Below are 15,857 nucleotides of genomic sequence, written 5' to 3'. Positions count from 1 at the left end.
AGACGTTCTGCGTCCCAGCGCGCTACCAGCCCTTCAAATCGCTGTTCGCTGCCCGCGCGCCCGCTCCAACACCCGCTGCGCGCTGGTCGTCGCACTGAGCTGATCTTGCAGAAACTGCGCCAGCCGCGGCTGCTGGCTGAAGGCGGCGTTGAAGCGGATGTGCGAGTCGCGAGCGCCATCGGCCGCGAAGGTGGCGCCGCGCACCAGCAGGATGCCGGCGCGAAAAGCCTCCTTCACGACGTTGTCCACGTCGACGCCGGCCGGCAGCGTGCCCCACAGGAACAGGCCGCCCTCGCCCGGATGCTCAAGCAGCACGCCGGCCTGGCGCAGCTGCAGCGTTGCCGCGGCGCGGGCCGCGGCCAGGCGCTGCTGCAGGCGGTCCAGGTGCTTGCGCCAGCGGCCGGCGGCCAGCACTTCCAGCAGCACGTATTCGTTGAGCGCGGCCGTCGTCAGCACCGAGATGATCTTCTCGCGCATCAGCGCCTTCAGCAGCGCCGGCTCGGCCGCCATATAGCCCAGGCGCAGCGCCGGGCTCATGGCCTTGCAGAAGCTGGAGTAGTAGATGACGCGGTCCAGCCCCGAGAGCTGGGCCAGCCGCGTCGGCGCGCCGGGGTGGAAGTGGCCCTGCACGTCGTCCTCGGCGATCAGGAAGTCGTGGCGCTGGGCCAGCATCAGCACCCGGTGCAGGTTGGCGGCCGTGCTGCCCCAGCCGGTGGGGTTGTGCAGCACGCTCTGGATGAAGAGCAGGCGCGGGCGGTGCTCGGTGCAGGCGGCGTCCAGCGCCTCCAGGTCGATGCCGTCGGGCCGTCGCGGCACCGGCACGATGGTCACGCCGGCCTGGCGCAGGCGGTCAAAGAGCAGGAAATATCCCGGCGTCTCGACGGCGACCGTATCGCCCGGGCGCAGGAAGGCGCGGCAGATCAGGTCGATGGCCTGGGTGCCGCCATAGGTCGTCAGGATGCGGCCGGCATCCACGGCCACGCCCTGGCTGCGCAGCAGCATCGCGATGCGCTCGCGCAGCTCAGGCAGGCCCTGCGGCGGGCAGCGCGAAGCCATGCCGGCCGTGGCGCGGGCCAGGCCGCGCTGCACGGCGGCCGCGGGGATGGCATCCTCCAGCCAGGTGGCCGGCAGCGCGCCGCTGCTGGCCAGCAGCACGCCGGCCTTCTGGTCGTTCGCCTGCTGGGCCAGCCAGACAGCCTCCTGCTCCTCGCCGGCTTCCACGCGCGCCGCCTGAGTCAAAAGGTCAGGCATGGCGTCCGCCGGGCCCTCGGCGACGAAGAAGCCGGCCGTGCCGCGCGAGTCGATGAGGCTGGCAGCGACGAGGCGGTCGTACGCGACGACGACGGTGTTGGGGCTGACGCCCAGCCGCGACGCGAGCTGGCGGATGGAGTTCAGTCGGGCCCCGGGCGGCAGCTGGGCGCTGGCAATCAAGGCATGCAGGCGCTGCTCGATCTGGTCGGCCAGCGGCGTCGGGGAGTCGCGGTCCAGAGAAAACATCAGCGCAGCAGCATCAGGGCCAGCACAACCAGGGAGGTGGCCATGATGACATTGAAGGCGCGGCGGCGCGCCGGGCTGGACAGGAAGCGGGAAATGCCGACGCCGAACAGCGCCCACATCGAGACGCAGGGGAAACCGATGAGGGCGCCCGTGAGACTGACGAACAAGGCGCCGCTGACGATGCTCCACTGTGCCGGCATGAAGACCGACGCCACCGTCACCGCGCGGATCCAGCTCTTGGGGTTCACCGCCTGGAACAGCGCGGCCTCCGCGAACCCGACCCGTTCCGGTGRCCGACCATTGGCGGCGGGCGCCACGGCCAGCTTCCAGGCCAGCACCAGCATGTAGAGGGTGCCTGCCAGCTTCAACATTTCGTGCAGCACCGGCCAGGCCGTGAAGACGGCACCCAGGCCCGTACAGGTCGCGAAGGTCAGCACGGCCACACCGGTGTTGGTGCCCAGGATGGCCGGCAGCGTGCGCCGGTAGCCGTAGTGGGCGCCGTTGGCCACCAGCATCATGTTGTTGGGGCCAGGGGTGCTGGACATCAGCAGGCAGTAGGTGGCGAAGGGCAGCATCTCGTTCATGGGGCCATTGCAGCGCCCGGCGGCCGGGACGTGAAGCTACAGCGCGCGGTGCCGTGCGGCGTGCTGTATCAATGCGGCGACCGACACAATGGCCATATGAGCTTCACCCTTCGCGCCGCCTGGGCCCTGGCCGCTGCCGTCGCCGCACCCGTCTGGGCCGAGCCGCCCGCCTATCGCACCCAGGGCCAATGCGACGGCCTGCCCGCCATCACCTCGTTGAAGGTCGCGCCCGAGTTCTGCCTCGCATTGGCCGCCTCCAACCTGGGTCGGCCACGCGGTGTGCTGGCGCTCAGTGCCAACCGCCTGCTCGTCACCGACATGGGCAACTGGAACTCCGGCCATGGCCGGCTGCTGGAGCTGACCCGCGAGCCGGGCCAGCCCTTCAAGGTCACGGTGCTGCTGAAGGGCCTGGACCGCCCGCACGGTCTGCGCAAGGATCCGCAGGGCCATGTGCTGCTGGCCGAGGCGCACCGGATCAGCCGCGTCGAACTGCCCGCGGGCCGGCTGCAGCCCCTCGTCACCGAGCTGCCCACCCAGGGTCGCCACCCGCTCAAGTCTTTCGCCGTCGACGCCGCCGGCGCCCTCTTCGTCAACTACGGCGCGCCGAGCGACCATTGCGAGGCCATGGACGGTGTCGCGGCCGGCACGGCCCAGGGTTGCGGCCAGACGGGCGGCAAGGCGCCGCTGGCGGCGGTCTGGAAGTTCACGCCGAAAGATGGCGGCGCATGGGAGGGCCAGCCCTTCGCGTGGGGCCTGCGCAATTCCGTCGGGCTGGCTTTCCACCCCGACAGCGGCGAGCTCTGGCAGGCCGAGAACAGCCGCGACAGCCTGCCCGGCGACAAATACGACAAGGCCAGCCCGCCCGATGAACTCAACCGCGTCGAACCCGGCCGTCACTACGGCTGGCCGCATTGCACCGGCGCCGACATCCTGGACAGCAGCTACGGCGCGCGCCGCTGCCAGGACTTCACCCCACCGGTGAAGCTGCTGCCGGCGCATGCCGCGCCGCTGGGCATGCTGTTCTACGGCAAGGCCGGGCCGGCGAAATGGCAGGGCAGCCTCGTCATGACCTGGCATGGCTACCAGCCGACGGGCCACCGGCTGATGGCCTGGCGCTTCGATGGCAAACACCAGCCCATGGGCGAGCCGCTGCCGCTGATCGTGGGATGGAGCGCCCAGGCCGGCAAGCACCCGATGGGCGCGCCGGTCGATGTCGACCAGGACGAGCAAGGCCGCCTGTGGATCACCGAGGACCGCAATGGCGACCTGCTGCTGCTCGCGCCGCGCTAGTCCATGGACTCGCTGATCTCCGCCGCTGCCCGCGCGCTGGCCGCGGGTGACGCGCTGGCGGCACTGAAGCGCGTCGCGCTGCGCGAGGACCCGCCTGCGCTGGCCTTGCGCGGCATCGCGATGGCCCAGCTCGGCGAGCTGGCCCGGGCGCGCGAGCTGCTCAGGCGCGCGGCCCAGGGCTTTGGCGCGCAGGAGGCCACGGCACGGGCGCGCTGCGTCGTCGCCGAGGCGGAGGTGGCGCTGGCCATGCGCGACTTCAGCGCCGCACCGCGCGCGCTGGAGGCCGCCATGGCCGCGCTCGAAACGCGCGGCGACCGCGTCAACGCGCTGCAGGCCCGACTGATCGCGGCGCGGCGGCAATTGCTGCTGGGCCGACTCGATGCCGCGGCAGCCCTGCTTGCGCCGCTTGACGACCAGGCATTGCCACCCCTGCCCGCTGCCGTGGCCGCCCTGGCCGGCGCGGAACTGGCGCTGCGCTCGCTGCGCATGGCCGAGGTGCACGCCGCCCTCGCACGCGCTCGCGACGCTGCCGCACGGGCCGGCGTGCCGGCGCTGATGGCCGAGGCCGCCGACGCAGCTGCCGTGCTCGACCACACCGCCGCACGCCGGCTCGTGGCCGGCGCCTGGCAGCCGCTGCGCCTGCACGAGGTGGCCGCGCTGATGGACTCGGGCGCCGTCGTCGTCGACGCATGCCGCCACGCGCTGAGTGCCGGGAAGTTGCGCGTGCCACTCGCCCGCCGCCCCGTCCTGTTCACGCTGTTGCGGGCCCTCGCCGAGGCCTGGCCGGGCGAGGCCGAGCGCGACACGCTGATTGCCCGCGCCTTTCGCATCCGCGAAGTCGACGAAACCCATAGAGCGCGGCTGCGCGTCGAGATTGGAAGGCTGCGTGCCCTGGTCAAGCCCGTCGCCGGCATCGAGGCGACCGCACGCGGTTTTTCGCTGCGCGCTCCGGAGGTGGCCGTGCTCTCGCCACCGATGGAAGGCGAGGCCAGCGAGCTGCTGGCCCTGCTGTCCGACGGCGCCGCCTGGTCCACCTCGGCCCTGGCCCTGGCCCTGGACGCCAGCCAGCGCACCGTGCAACGCGAGCTGGCCGAACTGGAGGCCGCAGGCCGCGTGCGCGCCATCGGCCAGACGCGCTCGCGGCGCTGGCTGGCGCCGCCGCTGACCGGATTCACGACGATCTTGTTACTCCCCGCCGCGCTGCAGCTTGGCTAAGGTTCGCCCATCGCAAGGAGCAAACCATGAACACCGTGATCCACCCCGCCGAGATCGTCCGCGAATACGGCCCCTTCGAAGGCGGCAAGAGCGTCGCCGGCGTCACCCACGATGGTCGGCGCGTCTGGGCCGCCACCGGCGCCGCCCTGGTCGCCTTCGACCCCGCCAGCGGCGAGGCCCAGCAGCGCATCGAGCGCCCCTGCGACGCCGGCACGGCCTTTGACGGCCGCTACCTCTACCAGCTCGCCGAGGCCCGCATCGACAAGATCGACCCCGCGACCGGCAGCGTCGTCGCGTCCATCCCGGCGCCGGGCCAGGGCGGCGACTCCGGCATGGCCTGGGCCGAGGGCAGCCTGTGGGTGGGCCAGCACCGCGGCCGCAAGATCCACCAGATCGACCCCGCCACCGGCGCCATCGAGCGCACCATCGAGTCCAACCGCTTCGTGACCGGCGTGACCTGGGTCGATGGCGAACTCTGGCACGGCACCTGGGAGGACGACGCCAGCGAGATCCGCCGCATCGACCCCGCCGATGGCAGCGTGCTTGAAAGCCTGCAGATGCCCGCCGGCACCAATGTCAGCGGCCTCGAATCCGACGGCGCCGACTTGTTCTACGCCGGTGGTGGCGGCACCGGCAAGGTCCGCGCTGTGCGCCGACCCAAGCGCGCTTAACCACTGAATTCCCCTGAGCAGAACTCACCCGAACCCCGGGTGGAGCCGCTGCATTGCCTTCACCCACCCAAGGAGCCTTTGATGAACGCCCCCATTTCTCATCCTGTCGTCACCCGCGATCTCTGGATCGCCGAACGCAAGAACCTGCTCGCCCGCGAGAAGGAACTGACCCGCCTGCGCGACCAGGTCGCCGAAGAGCGCCGCACCCTGCCCTGGGTGCGCCTGGACGATGCCGCCTACGTCTTCGACACGCCGGCCGGCCCGCGCAAGCTGAGCGAGCTGTTTCAGGGCAGGCGCCAGCTGTTGGTACAGCACTTCATGTTCGGCCCCGGCTGGGAGCAGGGCTGCAAGAGCTGCTCCTTCATGGCCGACCACCTCGACAGCATGGCACCCCACCTGGCCCAGCGCGACATTGCGCTGCTGGCGGTGTCGCGCGCGCCGCTGGCCGACCTCGAGGCCTTCAAGCGCCGCATGGGCTGGCAATTCGCCTGGGCCTCGTCCAACGGCAACGACTTCAACCGCGACTTCCACGTCAGCTTCACGCCGGCGGACCGGGTCGACGGCGAGGTCTATTACAACTTCCACATGACACCCTTCCCGAATGAAGAGGCGCCCGGCATCAGCATCTTCTGCAAGGACGACGACGGCCAGGTCTTCCACACCTACTCGACCTTCGGCCGTGGCGTCGAAGTGATGATGGGCACGTACAACCTGATCGACCTGACACCCAGGGGCCGCGATGAGGCGGGCCTGAGCTACACGATGGAGTGGGTGCGCCACCATGACCGCTACGAGTCGGCAGCACCCGCGGCGGCAGCCTGCTGCGGCGGCGCCAAGGCCTGACAGCCATGAGCGCCACCAGCCTCTGGCCCTGGCTGGCCCTGGCCGGCGCCGGCGCCCTGCACGGCCTGAACCCGGCCACCGGCTGGGGCCTGGCCGCCTGCTCAAGGGACGCGCGCCGCGCCCTGCTGCCGATCGCGCTCGGCCATGCCGGCGCCGTCGGTGGTGTGGCGGTGCTGGTGGCTTTGGGCGGGACCATGGGCAGCGGGCAGCTGCTGTGCGGCCTGCTCTTGCTGCTGGCGCTGGCGCTGCGGCGCGCCAAGACCGGGCTGGCGTTGTGGTCCTGCCTGGTGGCCAGTGCCCATGGCAGCGGCATGATGCTGGTGCCAGCATTGGTGCCGCTATGCCTGAGTGCCTCACCGGCCCGCGAGATCACTGCCTCGGGCTCGCTGTTGCTGGCCTTGGCGGCCGTGGCCGTCCACATGGCGGCCATGCTGGCCGTGACGGCGGCCCTGGCCCTCGTGGGGAAACGGTGGATTTCTATACTGGCCGCCCTTGCCAACCGCCTGCGCGGCGCCCGCCATGACCCAAGCCCTCACTCCTCCGTCAACGCCCGCGCCCGGTGATGAACTGCAGGCTGTCGTCGAGGCCTTGCGTGACGAACGCAGGCGCTGGCGCGAGGCGCACCGCCGCGGCGGCGACGGCCGCGAGCTGCCGTCGCGCGAGCTGCTGGCAGGCATGGTGCAGTGCCTGTCGGGCGCGCTGTTCCCGATGCGCCTGGGGCCGCCAACGCTGCAGCCCGAGAACGAGGATTTCTACGTCGGCCACACCATCGGCACCGCCATGGCAACACTGCGCCAGCAGGCCGCGCTGGAGCTGCGCCACGAGGCCCGCCAGCGTGGCGATGACGCACCCAGCCAGGATGCCGCCGAGCTGGCCACTCGCTTCCTGCGCACCCTGCCCGGCGTGCGCGTGCTGTTGGACAGCGACGTGCTCGCCGCCTACCAGGGCGATCCGGCGGCGCGCAGCGTCGACGAGGTGCTGCTGTGCTACCCCGGCGTGCGCGCCCTGATCAGCCACCGCCTCGCGCATGAGCTCTACAAGCTCGGCCTGCCGCTGATCGCCCGCGTCGTCGCCGAGCTGGCCCATGCCGACACTGGCATCGACATCCACCCCGGTGCCACGATCGGCAGCGGCTGCTTCATCGACCATGGCACCGGCGTGGTCATCGGCGAGACGGCCGTCATCGGCGAGCGCGTGCGCATTTATCAGAACGTCACGCTGGGCGCCAAGAGCTTCCCCACCGACGGCGACGGCAATCTCGTCAAGGGCCAGCCGCGCCACCCCATCGTCGAGGACGAGGCCGTCATCTATGCCGGCGCCACCGTGCTGGGCCGCGTCACCATCGGCCGCGGCGCCGTCATTGGCGGCAATGTCTGGCTGACGCGCAGCGTGCCGCCGGGCAGCCTTGTCACGCAGGCGGACTCCCTGGCCGGCACAACCTGAAACAGCGAGCGCCCGCCGTGGCGCTAAGGTGGTGACATGCAAGCCGATGAACAAGAGATCCGTGATCTCGTGACGACTTGGATGGCCGCCACGCGCGAGGGCGATGTCCAGGCCGTGCTCGCACTGATGACGGATGACGCCGTCTTCCTGACGCCCGGCCGGGCTCCGATGACCAAGAGCGATTTCGCCAAGGCCGCYGAGAGCCAGGCACGCGGCAAGGCGCCGAAGTTCGACGGGCACAGCGAAATGCTGGAGCTCCAGGTGTTGGGCGACTGGGCCTWCATGCGCACCCGCCTGAGCGTGACCGCCACGCCGCCGGATGGCTCGCCGCCGACACGCCGCGAAGGGCACACGCTGACGCTGCTGCGCAAGGACGGCGGCCGCTGGAAGCTGGCGCGTGACGCCAACCTGCTGGCGCCGGTAGCCTAGCGCTCACTCTGATCAAGCCCCAGCCAGCGCGCCAGTGGCGCCAGCGTCGGGCCCTGGATGAGCAGGGACAACAGCACGACGACGAAGGCCACGTCGAAGAAGCGCCAGCCGTTCGGCAGGCCGGCCAGCACCGGGTAGGTGGCCAGCACGATAGGCACCGCGCCGCGCAGGCCCGACCACKCCACGAAGCACTGCGCCCGCCAGCCAAAGCCCAGCGGCGCCAGGCACAGGAACACCGCGGCGGGCCGCGCGACCAGCATCAGGCCGGCCGCCAGCAGCAGGGCCGGGCCGATCAGGCGCAGGACCTCATGCGGCGTGACCAGCAGGCCCAGCAGCAGGAACAGCACCGCCTGGGCCAGCCACGTGTAGCCGTTCAGCCCGGGCAGGCTCATCGCCGCCACGCGTTCGGCACGGTGGCGCACCAGCAGGCCGGCCACATACACAGCCAGGAAGCCCGAGCCGCCGCAACGGTTGGTGACGGCAAACAACAGGAAGCCCAGGGCCGCCATCAGCAGCGCCGTCAACCCGTCGTGGTCATCTGTGATGGGCAGCTTGCCCACCCACCATGCGGCCAGCAGGCCGCCCAGTACGCCGGCGAGCAGGCCCAGCCCGAGCTGCTCGCCCAGCAGGGGCAGCAGGTCGACCAGGCTGTTCACTTGCGCGTCGCCCGACTGGCCGAAGGGCATCAACCAGGCGATCAGGCCGATGGTCAGCACCATGGCCATGGGGTCGTTCAGCGCCGACTCCACCTCGATGGTGGCCGCCAGGCGCGGCTCCAGGCGCAGCTTGCTGGCGGCGAACTGCGCAAACACGGCGGAGGCATCGGTGGACGAGACCGCCGCGCCCAGCAGCAGGCCTTCGGTCCACGGCATGTCCAGCACCRCCTTCGCGATTCCCGCGACGATGGCGGCCGTGATCGCGACGCCTACCGTGGCCAGCAGGCTGGCCGGCAGCATCGCGCGGCGCACCTCGCTCCAGCGCGTGCGCAGGCCGCCATCGAACAGGATGAGGGCGAGCGCGAGATTGCCGACGGTGACGGCCAGCCGGTGGTCGTCGAAGGGCAGGCCCAGCGGCCCATCCACGCCGGTCAGCATGCCAACCGCCATGAAGACGAGCAGATGCGACAGGCCGAGGCGGTGGGTGTAGAGGGCGCCGGCGATGGCGACCAGAACGAGCGCAGCAATGGCCGCCGTCAGCAACTCGGGGCCGGCGGCGGCGCTGTGGATCACAAAGTTCAGCCTGCCGCGGCGGGCACGATGTCAGGCGCGTCGGGCGAGGCGCCTTTGCGCGTTGGCGCCGGGCCAGCCGGCGCCGGTGACTGCAAGCCGACAACGTTGACGGTGTTGGTGGTGAACGCCAGACGGATGCCGCGCTGCTGCAGCTCGCGCATCAGCGCCAGGTTCAGCGTCTGCTGGTGGTCCATGTAGACGTCATAGCTGGGATCGTTGACGCGGTAGACCACCTCGAAGTTCAGCGAGTTCTCGCCGAAGCCCTTGAAGTGGGCCCGTACCAGTTCGAGCTTGGGGTCGGCGTCRATCAGCCCCTTGACCAACGGCGGCACCGCGGCAGCGTCATCGGCGGACGCATCGGACGTGATGCCGAAGGTGAAGGCGACGCGACGCGTCTGCAGGCGCTTGAAGTTGGCCACCGTGCGCTTGAGCAGCTCGGCGTTGGACATGACGATCTGCTCGCCGCCCAGACTGCGGATGCGCGTCGTCTTCAGGCCCACGCGCTCCACCGTGCCGGTGACGTCGCCGACGGTGATGGAGTCGCCCACCTCGAAGGGCTTGTCCACCGCGATGGCGAGTGACGCAAACAGGTCGCTGAGGATGTTCTGCACGGCCAGCGCCAGCGCGATGCCGCCGATACCCAGGCTGGCGACGAAGGCCGTGATGTTGACGCCCAGGTTGGACAGCACGGCCAGCACCACCACCACCCACAGCGCGCCGCGCAAGCCCCAGCTGAGCAAGGTGGCCGAGGCCGAGAGCGCCGCCGTACCGCCATGGCGCGTCTGCTGGGCYGCGAGCACCTGCGCCACCGCCTGCTGGGCCCACAGGCCGAGCTGCAGGGCCACGACGGCGAACCACAGCTGCGACACGCGGTCATGCCAGCGGTCGTCCAGCGGCAGCATGTTGAGCCCGACCAGCAGGCCCACCACCCAGATCAGCGCGCCATTGGTGCGCTCCAGCACGCTGACGAGGCCGTCGTCCAGCGTGCTGCTGGTGCGCTGCGACAGTTTGCGCAGCCGCTGCACGACGAAGCGCAGGCCGACCTTGATGATGACGATGGTCAAGGCGCCGGCCAGCACGGCGGGCAACACGTCGGTCCAGCCCACATCGGGCCAAGCGGCCTGCATGCGCGCAATGAATTCATTCCAGGTCATCGCGACCTCCTGCAGTCTTCAATCCCATGACCGTAGGTGCGCTGTTCCCGCCAGTCTGTCAGCGGGTGACAGCCGGCAGTGTGGGCCTCGGCTGACAGGGACGACCGTCGTGGACGGGGTGTCGGCTGACACCGCGCAGCGGCGCCGACATCTAAGGTCTAAGCCTCACGGTTTCCGCCTTGAAACCCTTTGAAAGAGGATCCGCCATGGACACCACCACCCACCATGACATGCAGGCCCTGTTCTGCCAGCTCGGCCTGCCGGATTCGCCGGCCGAAATAAAGCAGTTCATCCGCCTGCACCGGCCGCTGCCGCAAACGCTGAATCTGTCGGAGGCCCCGTTCTGGAACGCCAGCCAGGTCGCCTTCATCCGCGAGCAATGGCATCAGGACGATGGTGACTGGTGCGGGCAGATCGACCAGCTGAACGCTCTGCTGCGCGAGCATCCCGACCCCTCGGAGCTGGCCCAGGCTCCAAACGACAGCGCCGGCGGATGAAACAGCCCTCGTGGTCGGCGCTGCTCAACCGCAACGCCGCGCTGTTCAAGCGGGCGACCCAGCCGCTGCGCGAGCGCCATCGTCCGCCGTCCAGCGCGGGCAGCTGGTTGATGGGCCTGGTGATGGCCGCGGACGGGCCGCGCCGCTACTACCTGTTCCGGCCCGCGAGCGTGCGCTTCGGCGAACGGCTGCCGTTGCTCGTCATGCTGCATGGCTGCCACCAGGACGCCAAGAGCTTTGCCGCCAGCACGCGCATGAATGCCGTCGCCACGCGCGAGCGCTTCCTGGTGCTCTATCCCGAGCAGCCACGGCTGTGCAACACCCAGGGCTGCTGGAACTGGTTCGACACACAGTCGGGCCGCGCCTTCGCCGAGGCCGGCTGGATCATGAAGGCCGTCGACCAGGTCTGCATGCTGTACACGGCCGACCGCGAGCGCATTGCCGTGGCCGGCCTGTCGGCCGGCGCCAGCATGGCGGCCCTGCTGGCCACGCGCTACCCGCAGCGCTTCAAGGCCCTGGTCATGCACTCGGGCGTGCCGCCCGGCACGGCGAGTTCGCCGGTCTCGGCCGTCGGTGCGATGCAGGGACGGCGCCAGCCGCTGCCGCCCGGCTCGGCCCACGACTGGCCGCCGCTGATGGTCATCCACGGTGACGCGGACCGCGTCGTATCAGCCCGCAACGCCGGTTCTGCGGCGCTGATGTGGTCCGAGGCGGCCGGCGCGCACCAGGAGCCGGCGCAAGAACAGCGCCGCGGCAAGCGCTACCCGATGCGGGTGACGCAGTTCAAGCGCTCGCGCGAGGTGGTGGCGACGCTGGTGGAGGTCGACCGACTGGGCCACGCCTGGAGCGGCGGCGCGGCGCGCCAGCGCTTCAGCGACGCCAACGGGCCGGACGCATCACGCATGGTCTGGCGCTTTGTGGCGCGGCAGTTCGAGGCGCAGCAGACAAAGATCCAATCCCTTCGCTGAGCGCCGGCATTGCCGGACCGCTTGCACTTCAATCCATGATTCGATAATAATGGAAGTATGGATGAACAAGCCGTCGAGCAATTTGTAATCAAGGCCCTCGCCGCCCTGGCCCAGCCGCTGCGCCTGCGGGTGTTCCGCGCCCTGGTCGTCGTCGGTGATGCGGGGCTGACACCCGGCGCCATCCAGGAGGGGCTGGGCGTAGCACCAGCCACGCTGTCCTTCCATCTGAAGGAACTCGTCAACGCGGGCCTGGTGACCCAGGAGCGCGCCAGCCGCAACCTGATCTATCGCGCCCAATACGACAGCATGAACTCGCTGCTGGGCTATCTGACCGAAAACTGCTGCCAGGGCGCCACCTGCGTCGTGCCGAGCGGCACGGCATCCTGCTGCTGAGATCGCCATGACCACCCACGTCCTCATCCTCTGCACCCACAACTCCGCCCGCAGCGTGCTCAGCGAGGGCATGCTGAACCACTGGGCAAAGAAGCTCGGCCGCGACGTGCARGCGCACAGCGCCGGCAGCGCCCCGAGTGGCCGCATCAACCCCTTTGCGCTGGAGGCGCTGAGCAACGCCGGCGTCGATATTTCGGGCTACCGCAGCAAGAGCTGGGATGAATTCAGCCAGGACGGCGCACCACCGCTGTCCATCGTCATCACCGTCTGCGACAGCGCGGCCGCCGAGCAGTGCCCGGTCTTCTTCGGTGGCAGCGGCAGCCAGCCGGTCAAGGTGCACTGGGGCTACCCGGACCCTTCCAATGCCGAGGGCGGCGATGAGGGCAAGCGCCGCGCCTTCGAGCTGACGCGCCAGGCCATCGGCTTTCGGCTCCTGCAACTGCTGGCCCTGCCACTGGCCACGATGAGCAAGGCCGAGCTGCAGCAAGCCCTCGTCGGGATCTCGAAGGCATGAACCTGCCTCGCCGACTCCTCGCCGAAGCCCTGGGCACGGCCCTGCTGCTGGCCGTCGTCATCGGCTCCGGCGTCATGGCCGAGCGCCTGTCCGGCGGCAACGTGGCCCTCGCGCTGCTGGCCAACACGCTGGCCACGGTCGGCGGCCTGTACGTGCTGATCGAGGTTTTCGGCCTAGTCAGCGGCGCTCACTTCAACCCCGCCGTCAGCGCCGTGATGGCTTGGCGGGGCGAGCTGCCCGTCGCCGCCCTGCTGCCCTATGTCGCCGCACAACTGACCGGCGCAATGCTGGGCGCGTGGCTGGCACACGCAATGTTCGACATGAGCGTGCTGCAGTTCTCGACCAAGCTGCGCGCCGGCACGGGGCAGTGGGTCGCGGAGGGCGTCGCGACCTTCGGCCTCGTGCTCGTCATCCTGCGCGCGCCGGGCTCGCGCGTTGCGGCCATGGTGGCAGCTTATATCGGTGCGGCCTACTGGTTCACCGCGTCGACCTCCTTCGCCAACCCGGCGGCCGTGTTCGGCCGCATGTTCAGCGACAGCTTCGCCGGCATCGCGCCCGCCAGTGCACCGGGCTTTGTCGTTGCTGAACTGGTGGGCGCCGTGATGGCCGTGGCGGTGAACCGCGTGCTGTCAAGCACGGCCGCCGAGGTCACGGCCCGACGCGCGGCCTGACCGTGACTTGAACGCGCGGGGCTGCGAGCCCCGCCTTTTTGACCCAGGTAGTTGCTATTGACAACGAACAAAGCGGACCTCAACATGCGCCCGGATAGTTGCTATACACACCCAAATGACCGAGTCCGCCCCCGGCAGCCTGTTGCGCGAAGTGGCGCGCCTGTACACCCGCGCCCAGCGCGTCGTGGCCGACTGCTGCCGCACCACCAGCACGCAATGCCATCTGCTGACCGAGCTGGGCCRCTCCGGGCCGCTGCCGCTGTCGGAACTGGGCACGCGGGTCAGCCTGGAGAAGAGCTGGGTGTCGCGTGCCGTGGAAGCCATGGCAGCCCGTGGGCTGGTGAGCAAGGAGCCGAACCCGCTCGACGCAAGGAGCTGGCTCGTCACGCTCACCGCCGACGGCGAACGCACCGTCCGTGAGCTGAACCAGACCCTCGACGACCATGCCCAGCAGCTGCTGGCATCCCTGAGCGAGCGCGAACGCGCCGCCGTCGAGACCTCTTTGCTGACGCTCCTGAAGGCCTTGCGCGAAGACCCGGCCGCGACCTGCTGCCTGCCGCCCCAAGTGCTGAAGGAGCCCATCCAGGATTCCAAACCATGCTGTTGAACGACACCCCCTCCCTGCGCCAGGCCGGCGCCGCCGACTGGCCCGCCATCGAAGCCCTGCTGCTGGCGAACAAGTTGCCCACCGAGGGCGCGCAGGCGCACCTGCCCACCTATCTGCTTGCCATCAGCAACGGCGAGCTCGTCGGCTGTGCCGGCGCCGAGGTCTACGGCCACGTCGCCGGAACCATCGCGCTGCTGCGCTCGGTGGCCATTGCCCCGGGCCTGCACAAGCAGGGCATCGGGCGCCTGCTCGTCGAGCGGCTGCTGCAGGAAGCCCGCTCGCGCGACATCGCGGCCCTCTATCTGCTGACCGTCACGGCGCCGGAGTACTTCGCGCAATACGGCTTCAAGCGCATGAAGATCGAGGACGCACCGGCCGCATTGAAGGCCTCGGCCGAATTCCAGGGTGCCTGCCCGGCCTGCGCGGCGCTGATGACGCTGGTGCTGCGTGAAGCGCCGGTCGCCGATGGCCCGCTGCCGGTCGCGGTGCTTGGCGCCGGGCCGGTCGGGCTGGCGGCGGTCGCCCAGCTGATCGAGCGCGGCCTGCCGTTTGTCGCGCTGGAGGCCGGCGCGACGGTGGGCGCCAATCTCGTCGACTACGGCCATGTGCAGCTGTTCTCGCCGTGGCAGTTCGACGTCGACCCCGCGATGGCCCGCCTGCTGTTGCCCACTGGCTGGACAGCGCCGCCGGCGGCCGAGCTGCCCAAGGCCGGCGAGGTGGTCGAGCGCGTGCTCAAGCCCTTCGCAGCGCTGCCCCAGGTGGCTGCCGCGCTGAAGCTCGGCGCACGCGTCGTGGCCATCAGCCGCGAGGGTTTCGACAAGGTCAAGAGCGCCGGGCGCGACCAGGCTGCCTTCCTGATCCGCTACGAGCAAGGCGGCGAAGTGCACGAGCTGCGCGCCCGCGCCGTCATCGACGCAACCGGCACCTGGAACCAGCCCAATCCGGTCGGCGCCAACGGCCTGCACGCCATCGGCGAGACCGAGGCAGGGGCGCAGATCTTCTACGGCATTCCGGACGTGACGGGCGCGCAGAGGGCGCGCTACGAGGGCCGGCGCACCCTGGTCGTCGGCGCCGGCCACTCGGCCGCGAATGCGCTGCTGGCGCTGGCCGAACTGGCCAGGCAGTCGCCCGGCACGCGCCTGGCCTGGGCCGTGCGCACGCCGACGCTGCAGCGCGTCTTCGGCGGTGGCGACGCGGACGCCTTGCCTGCCCGCGGCGCGCTGGGCACGTCGCTGCGCCGGCTGCACGATGGCGGTGCACTGGGGTTCTTCGCTGGCCTGCGCATCACGCGGATCGAGCGCGTGGGCGGGCAGCTGCGCCTCAGCGGTTTGGACCCGAAACAGCAGCCCGTCGTCGTTGACGGTGTCGACGAAATCATCTGTGCGACCGGCCAGCGCCCCGACCTGTCAATGGCCAGCGAGCTGCGCGTCAAGCTCGACCCGTGGCTGGAATCCACCGAAGCGCTGGGGCCGCTGATCGACCCGAACCTGCACAGCTGCGGCACGGTGCGCCCGCATGGCCACCGCGAGCTGGCCCACCCGGAGCCGGGCTTCTACACCGTGGGCGTGAAGAGCTATGGCCGCGCACCGACCTTCCTGATGGCGACGGGCTTCGAGCAGGCGCGCTCGGTCGTCGCCGCTATCGCGGGCGACCTGACGGCGGCGGACCGGGTCGAACTGGAGCTGCCGGAGACGGGTGTCTGCTCGGTCAACCTGGCGGTCGAAGGCGAGGCGTCCGGCTGCTGCGGCCCGGCAGCGGTGGTGGCCGTGGCCGCGCCCAAGTCGGGCTGCGGCCCGAGCAGCTGCGCCCCCAAGCCGGCGCCGGAGCGCGCCACGCGCTGCTGCGGCTGAGC

18 protein-coding genes are annotated in these 15,857 nt (G+C 70.4%); 14 read left to right on the top strand and 4 right to left on the bottom strand.

The features are described from left to right. Positions 1–33 precede the first annotated feature (33 nt). Positions 34–1,497 carry an aminotransferase-like domain-containing protein gene (locus AC1DU6_RS00190; protein ID WP_457320250.1) on the bottom strand — a complete coding sequence of 488 codons (1,464 nt, stop codon included), beginning with the start codon at positions 1,495–1,497 and terminating at the stop codon, positions 34–36. Then, a complete protein-coding gene (locus tag AC1DU6_RS00185) occupies positions 1,497–2,081 on the bottom strand; it encodes a LysE family translocator (RefSeq protein ID WP_477855766.1) in 585 nt (194 codons plus the stop codon). The genes AC1DU6_RS00190 and AC1DU6_RS00185 overlap by 1 nt, the downstream gene beginning before the upstream one ends. Before the next feature lie 96 nt (positions 2,082–2,177). Here AC1DU6_RS00185 and AC1DU6_RS00180 point away from each other — a divergent pair, with 96 nt between their 5' ends. The 7 genes from AC1DU6_RS00180 (at position 2,178) to AC1DU6_RS00150 (ending at position 7,972) form a co-directional block, all read left to right on the top strand. Continuing rightward, positions 2,178–3,371 carry a PQQ-dependent sugar dehydrogenase gene (locus AC1DU6_RS00180; RefSeq protein WP_477855764.1) on the top strand — a complete coding sequence of 398 codons (1,194 nt, stop codon included), beginning with the start codon at positions 2,178–2,180 and terminating at the stop codon, positions 3,369–3,371. 3 nt (positions 3,372–3,374) lie between these two features. Further along, entirely contained in the window at positions 3,375–4,586 is a 1,212-nt protein-coding gene (locus AC1DU6_RS00175) for a helix-turn-helix domain-containing protein (RefSeq protein ID WP_457320256.1), read from the top strand. 26 nt (positions 4,587–4,612) lie between these two features. Beyond that, the gene (locus AC1DU6_RS00170; protein WP_457320258.1) at positions 4,613–5,257 is read left to right on the top strand and encodes a Vgb family protein; all 645 of its coding nucleotides are present in this window, start codon (positions 4,613–4,615) and stop codon (positions 5,255–5,257) included. 81 nt (positions 5,258–5,338) lie between these two features. Further along, on the top strand, positions 5,339–6,100 hold the full coding sequence (locus AC1DU6_RS00165; RefSeq protein ID WP_457320260.1) for a DUF899 domain-containing protein: 762 nt from the start codon (positions 5,339–5,341) through the stop codon (positions 6,098–6,100). A gap of 5 nt (positions 6,101–6,105) precedes the next feature. Continuing rightward, positions 6,106–6,663 carry a hypothetical protein gene (locus AC1DU6_RS00160; protein ID WP_457320261.1) on the top strand — a complete coding sequence of 186 codons (558 nt, stop codon included), beginning with the start codon at positions 6,106–6,108 and terminating at the stop codon, positions 6,661–6,663. After that, entirely contained in the window at positions 6,620–7,543 is a 924-nt protein-coding gene (gene epsC, locus AC1DU6_RS00155; protein WP_457320263.1) for a serine O-acetyltransferase EpsC, read from the top strand. Before AC1DU6_RS00160 ends, epsC begins: the two co-directional genes overlap by 44 nt. Before the next feature lie 36 nt (positions 7,544–7,579). After that, positions 7,580–7,972: a YybH family protein gene (locus tag AC1DU6_RS00150; protein ID WP_477855760.1), complete on the top strand. Its 393-nt coding sequence runs from the start codon at positions 7,580–7,582 to the stop codon at positions 7,970–7,972. Here AC1DU6_RS00150 and AC1DU6_RS00145 read toward each other — a convergent pair. Together AC1DU6_RS00145 and AC1DU6_RS00140 are read right to left on the bottom strand one after the other, a co-directional pair. Further along, the gene (locus tag AC1DU6_RS00145; protein WP_477855759.1) at positions 7,969–9,201 is read right to left on the bottom strand and encodes a potassium/proton antiporter; all 1,233 of its coding nucleotides are present in this window, start codon (positions 9,199–9,201) and stop codon (positions 7,969–7,971) included. The genes AC1DU6_RS00150 and AC1DU6_RS00145 overlap by 4 nt on opposite strands. Positions 9,202–9,206: 5 nt before the next feature. After that, complete coding sequence (locus AC1DU6_RS00140) at positions 9,207–10,355, bottom strand: mechanosensitive ion channel family protein (RefSeq protein WP_477855757.1); 1,149 nt, start codon at positions 10,353–10,355, stop codon at positions 9,207–9,209. A gap of 206 nt (positions 10,356–10,561) precedes the next feature. Here AC1DU6_RS00140 and AC1DU6_RS00135 point away from each other — a divergent pair, with 206 nt between their 5' ends. The 7 genes from AC1DU6_RS00135 to arsN2 all read left to right on the top strand — a co-directional run bounded on the left by AC1DU6_RS00135 (position 10,562) and on the right by arsN2 (position 15,855). Further along, entirely contained in the window at positions 10,562–10,852 is a 291-nt protein-coding gene (locus tag AC1DU6_RS00135) for a DUF2789 family protein (RefSeq protein ID WP_457320270.1), read from the top strand. Further along, a complete protein-coding gene (locus AC1DU6_RS00130) occupies positions 10,849–11,820 on the top strand; it encodes an extracellular catalytic domain type 1 short-chain-length polyhydroxyalkanoate depolymerase (RefSeq protein ID WP_457320272.1) in 972 nt (323 codons plus the stop codon). Before AC1DU6_RS00135 ends, AC1DU6_RS00130 begins: the two co-directional genes overlap by 4 nt. Positions 11,821–11,877: 57 nt before the next feature. Then, a complete protein-coding gene (locus tag AC1DU6_RS00125) occupies positions 11,878–12,213 on the top strand; it encodes an ArsR/SmtB family transcription factor (protein ID WP_056191556.1) in 336 nt (111 codons plus the stop codon). 7 nt (positions 12,214–12,220) lie between these two features. Continuing rightward, positions 12,221–12,727, top strand: coding sequence for an arsenate reductase ArsC (locus AC1DU6_RS00120; RefSeq protein WP_457320274.1), 507 nt, complete (start codon positions 12,221–12,223; stop codon positions 12,725–12,727). After that, entirely contained in the window at positions 12,724–13,398 is a 675-nt protein-coding gene (locus AC1DU6_RS00115; RefSeq protein ID WP_477855753.1) for an aquaporin, read from the top strand. Before AC1DU6_RS00120 ends, AC1DU6_RS00115 begins: the two co-directional genes overlap by 4 nt. Positions 13,399–13,513: 115 nt before the next feature. Then, positions 13,514–14,005, top strand: coding sequence for a MarR family winged helix-turn-helix transcriptional regulator (locus AC1DU6_RS00110; protein WP_477855751.1), 492 nt, complete (start codon positions 13,514–13,516; stop codon positions 14,003–14,005). Next, on the top strand, positions 13,996–15,855 hold the full coding sequence (gene arsN2 / locus AC1DU6_RS00105) for an arsenic resistance N-acetyltransferase ArsN2 (protein WP_457320278.1): 1,860 nt from the start codon (positions 13,996–13,998) through the stop codon (positions 15,853–15,855). The genes AC1DU6_RS00110 and arsN2 overlap by 10 nt, the downstream gene beginning before the upstream one ends. The last annotated feature ends 2 nt before the right edge of the window (positions 15,856–15,857 follow it).

This window comes from Roseateles sp. P5_B10 (assembly GCF_056400485.1).
The sequence above is the reverse complement of the archived record's forward strand: the minus strand, read 5'-3'. Positions and strand labels throughout refer to the sequence as shown.